Below are 14561 nucleotides of genomic sequence, written 5' to 3'. Positions count from 1 at the left end.
CGCGGTCAGCGCGCCCCGAACACGCTCCGTGACGGCTCGGGCGACGGCACCGCCGTCGCGTCGGTGACCACGGGGGCGCCGGCGACGAAGTCGCGCAGCTCGCGGCCGTGCACGACCTTGGCCGGCAGCGGGTCCGACGAGTAGAGCCGCGGCATGCGGTCGGTCGGCAGCGGCGACGGCGAGCCGATCAGCACGACGTTGCCGAACCGCCGGCCCTTGAGGGTCGCCGGGTCGGCGACCGCGGCGACGTGGTCGAAGACCGTGGAGAGCGTCGACGCCTGGCCGCGGGCGAAGGCGAGCCCGGCCCCGTCGGCGGAGTTGACGATCAGCATGCCGGTGGGGGAGAGGAACTCCGCCGCGGCCGAGTAGAACTCGAGCGAGGTCACGTGGGCGGGGATGCGCGAGCCGCCGAAGACGTCGACGACGAGCAGGTCGACCGTGCCGCGCAGCCCGGCCGGGAGCTTCAGCATCACCTCGCGGGCGTCGCCGTAGCGGACCCTGATGGAGGCGCCCCTCGGCAGCGGCAGCTTCTCGCGCACCAGCGCCACCAGGTCCGCCTCGAGCTCGACCACCTGCTGTCGCGACCCCGGGCGGGTGGCCTCCACGTAGCGGGGCAGCGTCAGCGCGCCGGCTCCGAGGTGCAGCGCCGTGACCGGCCCCTCGGGCAGGAGGTCGATGGCGTGGCCGATGCGCCGCACGTACTCGAAGGCGAGGTGGGTGGGGTCGTCGAGGTCGACGTGCGACTGCGGGGTGCCGTCGACGACGAGCGTGAACGCGCCGGGGCGGTGGCGGTCCTCGTCGACGCGGGCGAGGCCGGCGCCGATCGAGATCTCGCCGGAGGGGTCGTCGTGCGCAGCAGCCATGTGGCCCAGCTTCCCACCCCTCGGGGGCGGGAACACACGGGCCGCTCCCGCGTTATACCGAAGGTTCCGCTGAGAGTCAACGACAGGGCTTGCCAGGCGTGTCCCGGCTGCATAGTATTGACCTTTGCGCTCCCCGTGCGTCCCGTCGTCATATTGCGGTCGACGACGCACCTCGAGACGGCCTCCGAATATCGCGGCGGGGGCGCGTCCGGTCGTCGGAACGGGCTGGTCCTCGGACTGTACGCCCCGACGGCTCCGGGAGGGCCGTTCAACCACTCACTCATACTGTCCGACAGTGATGACCCGACGGGGTCCACGGAGGTTACTTCCTTGGCTGCTGCGAACACCGCAAACACCAACTCACCCAAGAACGGCCGTGGCGCATCGCGCCTCTCGTTCGCCAAGATCACCGACACGCTGACGGTCCCCGACCTCCTGGCGCTCCAGACCGAGAGCTTCGACTGGCTCGTCGGCAACGACATCTGGAAGCAGCGCCTCGCCGAGGCCACCGAGCAGGGTCGCACCGACCTCGCCCTCCACTCCGGCCTGGAGGAGATCTTCGAGGAGATCTCCCCGATCGAGGACCTCGGCGAGACGATGCAGCTGTCGTTCACCGCGCCCGAGCTCGAAGACCCCAAGTACTCGATCGACGAGTGCAAGGAGCGCGGCAAGACCTACGCCGCCCCCCTCTACGTCAACGCCGAGTTCATGAACCACCTCACCGGTGAGATCAAGACGCAGACCGTGTTCATGGGCGACTTCCCGCTCATGACCGAGCGCGGCACGTTCATCATCAACGGCACCGAGCGCGTCGTCGTGTCGCAGCTGGTCCGCAGCCCCGGCGTCTACTTCGAGCGCGCCTCCGACAAGACCTCCGACAAGGACATCTACTCGGCCCGCGTCATCCCGAGCCGCGGTGCCTGGCTCGAGTTCGAGATCGACAAGCGCGACCAGGTCGGCGTCCGCATCGACCGCAAGCGCAAGCAGAGCGTCACCGTCTTCCTCAAGGCCCTCGGCCTGACGAGCGAAGAGATCACGGAGAAGTTCAAGGGCTTCGCGTCCATCGAGGCCACCCTCGAGAAGGACGCCATCCTCACGAAGGAAGAGGCCCTCAAGGACATCTACCGCAAGCTCCGTCCCGGCGAGCAGGTCGCGGCCGAGGCCGCGCGTGCGCTCCTCGACAACTTCTACTTCAACCCGAAGCGCTACGACCTGGCGAAGGTGGGTCGCTACAAGATCAACCGCAAGCTCGGCATCGACGCGCCCCTCGGCGACTCGGTCCTGACCGTCGACGACATCGTCGCGACGATCAAGTACCTCGTCTCGCTGCACGCCGAGGAGAAGACCATCGACGGCACGCGCGACGGCAACGCCGTCGAGCTCCGCCTCGACGTCGACGACATCGACCACTTCGGCAACCGTCGCATCCGCGCGGTCGGCGAGCTGATCCAGAACCAGGTCCGCACCGGTCTCTCCCGCATGGAGCGCGTCGTCCGCGAGCGCATGACCACCCAGGACATCGAAGCGATCACCCCGCAGACCCTGATCAACGTGCGCCCCGTCGTCGCCGCGATCAAGGAGTTCTTCGGCACCTCGCAGCTGTCGCAGTTCATGGACCAGAACAACCCGCTCTCGGGCCTGACGCACAAGCGTCGCCTCTCGGCCCTCGGGCCGGGCGGTCTCTCCCGTGAGCGCGCCGGCGTCGAGGTGCGAGACGTGCACCCCTCGCACTACGGCCGCATGTGCCCGATCGAGACCCCGGAAGGCCCGAACATCGGCCTGATCGGCTCGCTCGCCTCGTTCGCGCGCATCAACTCGTTCGGCTTCATCGAGACCCCCTACCGCCGGGTCGAGGCCGGTCACGTCACCGCGACGATCGACTACCTCACCGCGTCGGAGGAGGACGACTACGTCGTCGCCCAGGCGAACGCCCCCCTCACCGACGGCTTCGACTTCGTCGACGACAAGGTGCTCGTCCGCAAGAAGGGCGGCGAGGTGGAGCTCGTCGCCAAGGACGAGGTCGACTACATGGACGTCTCGCCGCGCCAGATGGTGTCGGTTGCGACCTCGCTCATCCCGTTCCTCGAGCACGACGACGCGAACCGCGCCCTCATGGGCGCCAACATGCAGCGCCAGGCCGTCCCGCTGGTCCGCAGCGAGAGCCCCCTGGTCGGCACCGGCATGGAGGGCTACACCGCGATCGACGCCGGTGACGTCGTCACCGCCGACGCCGCGGGCGTCGTCACCGAGGTCTCGGCCGACGTGGTCGTGGTCCAGCTCGACGAGGGCGGCACGCAGGAGTACTACCTGCGCAAGTTCGACCGCTCGAACCAGGGCGCCAGCTACAACCACCGCGTGATCGTCGACGCCGGTCAGCGCATCGAGGTCGGCGAGGTCATCGCCGACGGCCCGGCGACGGAGAACGGCGAGCTCGCGCTCGGCAAGAACCTCCTCGTCGCGTTCATGCCGTGGGAGGGCTACAACTACGAGGACGCGATGATCCTGTCGCAGAACCTCATCAAGGACGACACGCTCTCCTCGATCCACATCGAGGAGTACGAGGTCGACGCCCGCGACACGAAGCTCGGCAAGGAGGAGATCACCCGTGACCTCCCCAACGTCAGCCCGGACCTGCTGGCCGACCTCGACGAGCGCGGCATCATCCGCATCGGCGCCGAGGTCCGCCCCGGCGACATCCTCGTGGGCAAGGTCACGCCGAAGGGCGAGACCGAGCTCAGCGCCGAGGAGCGCCTGCTGCGCGCGATCTTCAACGAGAAGAGCCGTGAGGTCCGCGACACGTCCCTGAAGGTGCCCCACGGCGAGCAGGGAACGGTCATCGGCGTCAAGGTCTTCGACTCGCAGGACGGCGACGACGAGCTCGGCTCGGGCGTCAACCAGCGCGTGGTCGTGTTCATCGCCCAGAAGCGCAAGATCACCGCGGGCGACAAGCTCGCCGGCCGCCACGGCAACAAGGGCGTCATCTCGACGATCCTCCCCGTGGAGGACATGCCCTTCCTCGAGGACGGCACGCCGGTCGACATCATCCTCAACCCGCTCGGCGTCCCCGGTCGAATGAACTTCGGCCAGGTGCTCGAGATCCACCTCGGGTGGATCGCCGCGCAGGGCTGGAACGTCGAGGGCGTCCAGGAGTGGGCCAAGAACCTGCCCCCGGAGGCGCTCAGCGCCGCTCCCGGCACGAAGGTCGCCACCCCGGTGTTCGACGGTGCCGCCGAGCGCGAGATCGAGGGCCTCCTCGACTCGACCCTGCCGACCCGTGACGGCGACCGCCTGATCGGCTCGTCCGGCAAGGCGCGCCTGTTCGACGGTCGTTCGGGTGAGCCGTTCCCGAACCCCATCTCGGTCGGGTACATGTACATCCTGAAGCTGCACCACCTCGTCGACGACAAGATCCACGCTCGGTCGACGGGCCCCTACTCGATGATCACGCAGCAGCCGCTGGGTGGTAAGGCGCAGTTCGGCGGACAGCGCTTCGGAGAGATGGAGGTGTGGGCCCTCGAGGCCTACGGCGCCGCCTACGCGCTGCAGGAGCTCCTGACGATCAAGTCCGACGACATCCTCGGCCGCGTGAAGGTCTACGAGGCGATCGTCAAGGGCGAGAACATCCAGGAGCCCGGCATCCCGGAGAGCTTCAAGGTCCTCATCAAGGAGATGCAGTCGCTCTGCCTGAACGTCGAGGTCCTCTCGGCCGACGGCCAGACGGTCAGCCTGCGCGACACGGACGACGAGGTCTTCCGTGCCGCCGAAGAGCTCGGCATCAACATCTCCTCGCGCTTCGAGTCGTCGAACGTCGACGAAATCTGAGCCCCCTCCCACAACGACACGTCGAATCTTTCTGACAAGGGACTGAATTTTGATCGAAGCAACAACTTTCGATGAGCTGCGGATCGGCCTCGCGACGGCCGACAACATCCGTGCTTGGTCGCACGGTGAGGTCAAGAAGCCGGAGACCATCAACTACCGCACGCTGAAGCCCGAGAAGGACGGCCTCTTCGGAGAGCAGATCTTCGGGCCGTCGCGTGACTGGGAGTGCGCCTGCGGCAAGTACAAGCGAGTCCGCTTCAAGGGCATCGTCTGTGAGCGCTGCGGCGTCGAGGTCACGAAGTCGTCGGTGCGCCGTGAGCGCATGGGCCACATCGAGCTCGCCGCCCCCGTCACGCACATCTGGTACTTCAAGGGCGTGCCCTCGCGCCTCGGCTACCTGCTCGACATGGCCCCGAAAGACCTGGAGAAGGTCATCTACTTCGCGGCCTACATGGTGATCTCGATCGACGAGGAGGGCCGTCACGCCGACATGCCCGGCCTCGAGAACGAGCTCCGCCTCGAGATCAAGCAGCTCGAGTCGCAGCGCGACACGCGCATCGCCGACCGCCTCAAGAAGCTCGAGGACGACCTCGCGGTGCTCGAGGAGGAGGGCGCCAAGAGCGACCAGAAGCGTCGCGCGAAGGACGTCGCCGAGAAGGAGATGGGCCAGACCCGCAAGGCCTTCGACGAGGACATCAACCGCCTCGAGCGCGTGTGGGAGGACTTCCGCACCCTCAAGGTCGGCGACCTCAAGCCCGAGGACGCCGTCTTCCACGAGCTCCAGGACCGCTTCGGCATGTACTTCGAGGCCCACATGGGCGCCGAGGCCATCAAGAAGCGCCTCGAGGCCTTCGACCTCGCGACCGAGGCCGAGAACCTGCACCTGCAGATCTCGGAGGGCAAGGGCCAGAAGAAGATCCGCGCGATCAAGCGACTGCGCGTCGTCTCCTCCTTCCTCGCCACCGGCAACTCGCCGGCCGCGATGGTGCTCGACGTCGTCCCGGTCATCCCGCCCGAGCTGCGCCCGATGGTGCAGCTCGACGGTGGCCGCTTCGCGACCAGCGACCTGAACGACCTGTACCGCCGCGTCATCAACCGCAACAACCGCCTCCGTCGACTGCTCGACCTCGGTGCCCCCGAGATCATCGTCAACAACGAGAAGCGGATGCTGCAGGAGGCCGTCGACGCACTGTTCGACAACGGCCGTCGCGGTCGTCCCGTCACGGGCACCGGCAACCGCGCCCTGAAGTCCCTGAGCGACATGCTCAAGGGAAAGCAGGGTCGCTTCCGCCAGAACCTGCTCGGCAAGCGCGTCGACTACTCGGGTCGTTCGGTCATCATCGTCGGCCCGACGCTGAAGCTGCACCAGTGCGGTCTGCCCAAGCAGATGGCGCTCGAGCTGTTCAAGCCGTTCGTCATCAAGCGCCTGATCGACCTGAGCCACGCTCAGAACATCAAGTCGGCCAAGCGCATGGTGGAGCGTTCGCGCCCGCAGGTGTGGGACGTGCTCGAGGAGATCATCCGCGAGCGCCCCGTGCTGCTGAACCGCGCGCCCACCCTGCACCGTCTCGGCATCCAGGCCTTCGAGCCCCAGCTGGTCGAGGGCAAGGCCATCCAGCTGCACCCGCTCGTCTGCGCGGCGTTCAACGCCGACTTCGACGGCGACCAGATGGCCGTGCACCTGCCGCTGTCCGTCGAGGCCCAGGCCGAGGCGCGCATCCTGATGCTCGCGTCGAACAACATCCTGAAGCCGTCCGACGGCCGACCGGTGACCCTGCCCGCCCAGGACATGATCATCGGCCTGCACTACCTGACGACGGTCACCGAGGGCGCCACCGGCGAAGGCCGTGCCTTCTCGTCGGTGTCCGAGGCGATCCTCGCCAAGGACCAGGGCTCGCTCGACCTCAACGCGATGGTCAAGATCCGCATGAACGGCGTGCACTTCGCCGAGGGCGAGGGCCCCGAGGGCTACGAGGTCGGCCAGGACATCCTGCTCGACACGACCCTCGGCCGTGCGCTCTTCAACGAGAACCTGCCGGCGGACTACCCGTTCGTCCAGCAGGTGACCGACAAGGGCATGCTCTCGACGATCGTCAACGACCTCGCCGAGCGCTACCCGAAGGTCGCCGTCGCGGCGGCCCTCGACAACATCAAGGACGCGGGCTTCTACTGGGCCTCGCGCTCCGGTGTCACGGTCGCGCTCTCCGACGTCCTCACGCCTCCGCGCAAGCCGGAGATCGTGGCGGGCTACGAGAAGCAGGCCGCGGCGGTGCAGGCCGAGTTCGACAAGGGCCTCATCTCCGACGCCGAGCGTCGTGCCGACCTGATCAAGATCTGGACGGAGGCCACGAACGAGGTCGCCGCCGAGATGCGGTCGAACTTCCCGGTCGACAACACGATCAACCGCATGGTCACCTCGGGTGCTCGTGGTAACTGGCTGCAGGTGCGCAACATCGCCGGCATGCGAGGTCTCGTGAACAACCCGAAGGGCGACATCATCCCCCGCCCGATCATCTCGTCGTACCGCGAGGGCCTGTCGGTGGCCGAGTACTTCATCGCGACGCACGGTGCCCGCAAGGGACTGGCCGACACGGCCCTCCGTACGGCCGACTCGGGGTACCTGACCCGTCGACTCGTCGACGTGTCGCAGGACGTCATCATCCGTGAGGACGACTGCGGCACCTCGCGCGGCCTCGAGCTGCCGATCGCCGCTCCCGACGCCGACGGCGTCATGGTGCGCGACGCCACGGTCGAGAACACGGTCTACGCCCGGTCGCTCGCGGCCGCCGCGGTCGACCCGCAGGGAACCGTCGTGGCCGAGGCCGGTGCGGACGTCGGCGACGTCCTCATCGACCAGCTGGTCGCCGCGGGCGTCGAGTCGATCAGGGTCCGCTCCGTGCTGACCTGTGAGGCCGCCGTCGGCGTCTGCGCCCAGTGCTACGGCCGTTCGCTGGCCACCGGCAACCTGGTCGACATCGGCGAGGCCGTCGGCATCATCGCGGCCCAGTCGATCGGTGAGCCCGGCACGCAGCTGACGATGCGCACCTTCCACACCGGTGGTTCGGCCTCGGCCGACGACATCACGCAGGGCCTGCCCCGCGTGACGGAGCTGTTCGAGGCGCGCACCCCCAAGGGCGCGTCCCCGATCGCCGACGGCGCGGGTCGCATCACGATCGAGGACACCGACAAGGCCCGCCGCGTCATCCTCAACCTCGACAACGGCGACGAGCCGGTGATCTACCCGGTGCTCAAGCGCTCGACCCTCCTCGTCGAGGACGGTCAGCACGTCGAGCTCGGTGCCCAGATCATCGCCGGTGCGGTCGACCCGAAGGAGGTCCTGCGAGTCAAGGGCGTCCGTGCGGTGCAGCAGCACCTCGTCGGTGGCGTCCAGGACGTCTACCGCTCGCAGGGCGTGCCGATCCACGACAAGCACATCGAGGTCATCGTCCGTCAGATGCTCCGCAAGGTCACCGTCGTCGACCACGGCGACACCGACCTGCTCCCCGGCGAGCTGGTCGACCGGTCGAAGTACAACGAGATCAACCGCGGTGCGCTCACCGAGGGCAAGCGCACGGCGTCGGCTCGCCAGGAGGTCATGGGCATCACCAAGGCCTCCCTCGCGACCGAGTCGTGGCTGTCCGCCGCGTCCTTCCAGGAGACGACCCGCGTGCTCACGCAGGCCGCCATGGAGGGCAAGAGCGACCCGCTGGTCGGCCTCAAGGAGAACGTGATCATCGGAAAGCTCATCCCCGCGGGCACCGGCCTGTCGCGCTACCGCGACGTGTCGGTCGAGGCGACGGAGGAGGCGAAGGCCGAGCGGTACCCCAACCGCGTCTTCACCGACGACGCGTCGTTCAACGAGGCTGACCTCAGCTTCGTCGACTTCGACTCGTTCTCGTCGGACGACTTCACGCCCGGCACCTACAACTGAGCACCCCCGGGGAGGCGCGGTGAGGGTCTGACCTGACCCGCACCTCCCCAGGAGGCCCAGCACCACGAAGGGCCCCGGCTCTCGCACCTGCGAGAGCCGGGGCCCTTCGTGGTGCCCGCGCCTACGCTCGGTGGGGTGCAGTTCGAGCAGGCCCTCACCGACGACGTCACCCTGAGGGAGGCGCGGGTCGGCGACGCCGCGTCGCTGGCGGCCGCGCAGGCGCGCAACCGCGACCACCTCGCCCCCTGGGACCCTGCTCGCCCGGCCTCGTTCTTCGAGCCGGCCGGCCAGCTCGCCCTGCTGACGGCACGGATCGCGGCGGCGGACTCGGGGGAGGCCCTGCCCCTCCACCTCGTCGAGCGCGGACCCGACGGCGACCGCGTCGTCGGCGGCATCTCGCTGAACCACATCGTCCGTGGCCCGGTCCAGGCCGCCTCGGTCGGCTACTGGGTCGACCGGGAGCGGACGGGCCGAGGCCTCGCCCGGGCGGCCGTGGCGGTCGTGGCCGACCTCGCCGCGACGCGCCTGCGGCTGCACCGCCTCGAGGCGAGCGCCCTGCCGCACAACGTGCCCTCCCGGCGCGTGCTCGAGGCGTCGGGGTTCACGCTGATCGGCACGGCGCCGAGCTACCTCCGGATCGCCGGGCGGTGGCAGGACCACGTGCTCTACCAGCGCGTCCTCGGGTAGCCGGCCCGCGCCTCCCGCAGGCCTCCTGCACGGCCGGCCGCGGCGACGGGTGACGCCCTGTGCCCCCTTGCGGGGGCACCCGCTCTGGGACGTGCCCCCGAGGCCTGCTCGCCTTAGCGTGGACACCGCTCGGACTCCCGACCCGGGCGACCGTGCCGACGCGATCCCGACCACCCGCGGCGGCTGTACCGAGGAGGTACGTCCCGTGGCTTCCATGACCGAGATCCTGATCCTGCACGGCCTGCTGCCCATGGAGTACCTCGACCGCGTCGGTCGCCGCTCCACCGACGAGGAGGCCTCCATCCGCGAGCTCCTGTCGCAGGGCGTCGTGACCACCTCGCAGGTGGCCCGCGCGCGTGCGCAGGCCGCCGGCATGGACTTCGTCGAGCTGATCGACTACCCCGTCGACCGCGCCGCCGTCACGATGGTGCCCGCCGCCGTCTGTCGCCGCCACAGCGTGCTGCCCATCGGCGTGCGCGACGGCGGCCTCCTGCTCGCGATGGCCGACCCGGGCGACGTCTTCGCCATCGACGACGTGCGCGCGGGCCTCCGCATCGGCGTCGACCCCGTGGTCGCCGAGAAGGGCGACCTGCTCGCCGCGATCGACCGCTACCTCCGCGCCGACGACGAGCTCAACGACCTCACGAGCACGCTCGAGGAGGAGAAGGCGCAGGAGTCGGCGGCCGACATCACCGACGGCCCCGACGACGACGTGCCCATCGTGCGCTTCGTCAACCTGCTCGTGAGCCAGGCGATCACCGACCACGCCTCCGACATCCACATCGAGCCGAGCGAGACCGACGTCCGGATCCGCTACCGCATCGACGGCGTGCTGCACGAGATGCAGCCGGCCCCGAAGGCCATCCAGAACGGCGTCATCTCGCGCCTCAAGATCATGAGCGAGATCGACATCGCCGAGCGCCGCAAGCCGCAGGACGGCCGCATGTCGGTGCGCCACGGCGGCCGCCAGATCGATCTCCGCGTCGCGACGCTGCCCACGGTGTGGGGCGAGAAGGTCGTCATGCGGATCCTCGACAACTCGAACACGTCGATGAGCCTCCGCGACCTCAACCTGCTAGAGCGCAACTTCGACGTCTACGCGGCGTCGTACTCGAAGCCGTACGGCATGATCCTCGTCACGGGCCCCACGGGCTCGGGCAAGTCGACGACGCTCTACACGACGCTCAACGCCGTCGCCCGCCCCGAGATCAACGTCATCACGGTCGAGGACCCGGTCGAGTACCGGATGCGCGGCATCAACCAGGTGCAGGTCAACCCGAAGGCCGGCCTCACGTTCGCGAGCGCGCTGCGGAGCATCCTCCGCTCCGACCCCGACGTCGTCCTGCTCGGCGAGATCCGCGACCACGAGACCGCGCAGATCGCCATCGAGGCGTCGCTGACCGGCCACCTCGTGCTCAGCACGCTGCACACGAACGACGCCCCGAGCGCCATCACGCGGCTCACCGAGATGGGCATCGAGCCCTTCCTGGTCGGGAGCGCCATCGACTGCGTCGTGGCCCAGCGCCTCGCCCGGCGCCTCTGCGACCGCTGCAAGCAGCCCACGAACTACTCGCCGCGGCAGCTCGCCGCGCTGAAGTTCGAGCTGCGCGACGGCGAGGACCCGACGGTGTTCCAGCCCGTCGGCTGCCAGCAGTGCTCCAACACGGGCTACCGCGGGCGCATCGCCCTGCACGAGGTGATGAGCGTCTCGGAGGAGATCGAGCGCCTCGCCGTGACCCGCGCCTCGAGCGCCGAGATCGGCCGCACCGCCCGCGAGCAGGGCATGCTCACGCTCCGCCAGGACGGCTGGGAGAAGGCGAAGCTCGGCCTCACCAGCGTCGAGGAGATCCTGCGGGTGGTCGCGTGACCCGGCCCCGCGCCTCCTCCGCCCCTGCCTCGGCGCCCGCCGGGGCTGCGGCACCGGCACCTGCTCCCGCGACGCGCGTCGTCGCCCCCGAGACCCGATCCGCCACCACCGCCCCGGAGGCCGCCGCATGAGCGTCTACGAGATCCCCGACGAGCCCCACGCCGCCGACGGGTGGGCCCCCGGCCGACCCGGCCGCGAGGTCAGCACCGACACGCCCGCGACGTCGTGGGAGCCGCCCGCGCCGGTGACGCTCGTGCCCGCCTCGCCCCCCGTCGACCCGACGAAGCACGTCTACGCGCTCGAGGGCGACCAGGAGGCGGTGCTGGGCTGGACCCCGACGCCCGCGCCCTCGAGCCGACGGGCCGCGCGCCTCGCCGAGGCCCTCGGCGCGGCGGTCGCGTCCGCCGCGGCCGAGGTCGGCAGCGGTCGCGCCCCGTCGTCACCAGCGGTGGTGGGGCTCACGCGCGCCCCGGCCACGCCGAGCTGGAGCGACCCGCGCTTCGACGCGATCGCGGACATGGCCGACGAGCCCGCCGTGTCGGCCGTGCCGGTGGCCGTCGCCCCGGTGGTCGCCGTCGCGGAGCCGACTGCTGCTCCGGCTCCGGCCCCGGCCCCGGCTCCCGTCGTGCACGCCTCCGCCCCGTCGCCCGTGACCCCTCCGGCCGCCCGTCCCGTGCTCCCCGCGGCCGCCTCCGTGGCGCAGCCCCAGCCCCAGCACGCCGCCCCGGTGGCCTCGCCCGCGACTCCGGTCACCGCGGCCCTGCCCGTCGTCTCGGCCACTGACCTCGGCATCGAGCTGCACGAGCACGCCCGCACCACGGCGCACCCCGGCCTCGTCGCCGCCCTGATCGAGGTCGTCCAGCGCGGCGCCTCCGACCTCCACGTCACGGTCGACGCCGCTCCCACGCTGCGGGTGGACGGCTCGCTGCAGCCGACCCACACCTCGCCCGAGCCGTGGGACGCCGTGACGGTCGCCGCGGCCCTCGCGAGCCTGCTCACGCCCGAGCAGCAGGAGCGCTTCGACGACGAGCTCGAGCTCGACTTCGCCTGGTCGCTCTCCGACGACTCGCGCTTCCGCGTGAACTTCTACCAGCAGCGCGGCTCGCTCGGGGCGGCGTTCCGCCTCATCCCGACCGAGATCAAGCCGCTGCACGAGCTGGGGGTGCCCGAGTCGGTGTCGACCTTCGCGAAGCTGCCCCGCGGCCTCGTGCTCGTCACGGGCCCCACGGGCTCCGGCAAGTCGACCACCCTCGCGGCGCTGATCGACCTGGTGAACCGCACCCGGGCCGACCACATCGTCACGGTCGAGGACCCGATCGAGTTCATGCACCAGCACAAGCGCTCGCTGGTGAACCAGCGCGAGGTCGGGCACGACACCCACAGCTTCGCCGCCGCCCTCAAGCACGTGCTGCGCCAGGACCCGGACGTGATCCTGATCGGCGAGCTCCGCGACCTCGAGACCATCTCGGTTGCGCTGACGGCCGCCGAGACCGGGCACCTCGTCTTCGCGACGCTGCACACGCAGAGCGCCGCGCAGACGATCGACCGCGTGATCGACGTCTTCCCGCCGCACCAGCAGGACCAGGTGCGCACCCAGCTGGCCTCGACGCTCCGCGGCGTCGTCTGCCAGACCCTGCTGCCCAAGGCGAGCGGCCGTGGCCGGGTCGTCGCGACGGAGATCATGATGATGACGCCGGCCATCGGCAACCTCGTGCGCGAGGGCAAGACCTACCAGATCGCCTCGTCGATGCAGGCGGGCCGTGACCTCGGCATGCACACCATGGACCAGAAGCTCGCCGACCTCGTCAACACGGGCGTCGTGACGCACAAGGCCGCGATGGAGAAGGTGCACGACCGGGAGGGCTTCGACCGCCTCGTCACGCGCGTCATCAACAAGAGCGAGTCGCAGGGCCTCGACAGCGGCATCGACTTCGGCGACGCCTTCTCGCGGGGCGACGCCTGATGGCCGGCGCGGTCGCCTACGCCTACAAGGGGCGCGACACGGCGGGCAAGGTCGTCAAGGGCAAGGTCGACGCCTCGAGCGAGGGCGCGGTCATCACACGCCTGCGCACGATGGGCGTGCAGCCGATCTCGATCACGGAGGCGGCGGCCGGAACCGGCCTGCAGCGCGAGGTGTCGATCCCCGGCCTCGGCGACAAGGCCGTGAAGATGAAGGACATCGCGGTCATGTCGCGCCAGATGGCGACCATGATCGGGTCGGGCCTGTCGCTGCTGCGCACCCTGACGATCCTCGCCGACCAGGTCGAGAGCAAGCGCCTGGCGAAGATCATGGGGGAGGTGCGCGACGACGTCGAGACCGGGGTCTCGTTCTCCGACGCGGTCGGCAAGCACGACAAGGACTTCCCGCCCCTGATGATCAACATGATCAAGGCGGGCGAGGTCGGCGGGTTCCTCGACAAGGCGCTCGAGTCGACGGCCGAGAACTTCGAGAAGGAGGTCGCCCTCCGCGGCACGATCAAGTCGGCGATGACCTACCCGGTCGTCGTGCTCGTGATGTCGCTCGTCGCCGTCGTCGTGATGCTGCTCTTCATCGTGCCGATCTTCCAGGACATGTTCACGAACCTGGGCGGCAAGCTGCCGCTGCCGACGATGATGCTCGTCTACGCGTCTCAGGCGATGCCGTACGTGGTGCCCGTCGCCCTGGTGCTCGGCATCGTGTTCTCGATCTGGTGGCGCACGAACAAGAACAGCGTCAAGGTGCGCTCGCGCCTCGACCCGCTGAAGCTCAAACTGCCGGTCTTCGGCGTGCTGCTGCGCAAGATCGCGATCGCGCGCTTCGCCCGCAACTTCTCGAACATGATCGGCGCCGGCGTGCCCATCCTCACCGCGCTGCGGATCGTGGGCGAGGTCTCGGGCAACTACGTGCTCGAGGAGGCGCTGGTCGAGGTCGCGGAGTCGGTGCGGCAGGGCGAGTCCATCGCCGCCCCGCTCACCGCCTCCGGCGTCTTCCCGTCGATGGTGACCCAGATGATCGCGGTGGGGGAGGACAGCGGCTCGCTGCAGACCATGCTCGAGAAGGTCGCGGACTTCTACGACCAGGAGGTCAAGTCGACCACCGAGTCGCTCACCGCGCTGATCGAGCCGCTGCTGATCGCCTTCCTCGGCGTCGTGGTCGGCGGCATGATCGTCGCGCTCTACCTGCCGATCTTCCAGATCACCTCGCTGATCAAGTAGCGCTCGGCCCGCACTGCCCGGGACCCCCTCCGGGCGACACCTGTCGCCCGGAGGGGGTCCTCCGTGCGTGTGCCCCGTACGGGTGTGATCGAGGCGTGACCAGGGGTTCTGTCCCGTTCGGGGGAGCCCCGGACTGGGGCCGTGTCGCAGGGCATAACCCCCCGTCCAAGGGATTCCGGGGGCCGCGGCCCGCTGG

General features: G+C 69.6%; 7 protein-coding genes. 6 read left to right on the top strand and 1 reads right to left on the bottom strand.

Annotated elements, in window-relative coordinates; genetic code table 11:
* Nucleotides 1-5: 5 nt before the first annotated feature.
* A complete protein-coding gene (locus FHR77_RS11670; RefSeq protein WP_167260418.1) occupies nt 6-863 on the bottom strand; it encodes a spermidine synthase in 858 nt (285 codons plus the stop codon).
* 330 nt (nt 864-1193) lie between these two features.
* Here FHR77_RS11670 and rpoB point away from each other — a divergent pair, with 330 nt between their 5' ends.
* The 6 genes from rpoB to FHR77_RS11640 all read left to right on the top strand — a co-directional run bounded on the left by rpoB (nt 1194) and on the right by FHR77_RS11640 (nt 14365).
* Nucleotides 1194-4685 carry a DNA-directed RNA polymerase subunit beta gene (rpoB, locus tag FHR77_RS11665; protein WP_056057461.1) on the top strand — a complete coding sequence of 1164 codons (3492 nt, stop codon included), beginning with the start codon at nt 1194-1196 and terminating at the stop codon, nt 4683-4685.
* Between the two features lie 49 nt (nt 4686-4734).
* Nucleotides 4735-8616 carry a DNA-directed RNA polymerase subunit beta' gene (locus FHR77_RS11660; protein WP_167260416.1) on the top strand — a complete coding sequence of 1294 codons (3882 nt, stop codon included), beginning with the start codon at nt 4735-4737 and terminating at the stop codon, nt 8614-8616.
* Between the two features lie 135 nt (nt 8617-8751).
* Nucleotides 8752-9303, top strand: coding sequence for a GNAT family N-acetyltransferase (locus FHR77_RS11655; protein WP_056057454.1), 552 nt, complete (start codon nt 8752-8754; stop codon nt 9301-9303).
* A gap of 205 nt (nt 9304-9508) precedes the next feature.
* Nucleotides 9509-11170: a GspE/PulE family protein gene (locus FHR77_RS11650; protein ID WP_167260414.1), complete on the top strand. Its 1662-nt coding sequence runs from the start codon at nt 9509-9511 to the stop codon at nt 11168-11170.
* A 127-nt stretch (nt 11171-11297) separates the two neighbouring features.
* Nucleotides 11298-13133, top strand: coding sequence for a type IV pilus twitching motility protein PilT (locus FHR77_RS16430; RefSeq protein WP_279589073.1), 1836 nt, complete (start codon nt 11298-11300; stop codon nt 13131-13133).
* Complete coding sequence (locus FHR77_RS11640) at nt 13133-14365, top strand: type II secretion system F family protein (protein WP_167260412.1); 1233 nt, start codon at nt 13133-13135, stop codon at nt 14363-14365. Before FHR77_RS16430 ends, FHR77_RS11640 begins: the two co-directional genes overlap by 1 nt.
* The last annotated feature ends 196 nt before the right edge of the window (nt 14366-14561 follow it).

It is taken from the genome of Frigoribacterium endophyticum (assembly GCF_011759585.1).
GTDB lineage: Bacteria > Actinomycetota > Actinomycetes > Actinomycetales > Microbacteriaceae > Frigoribacterium > Frigoribacterium endophyticum.
This window is presented reverse-complemented; position numbering and strand designations above follow the sequence as displayed.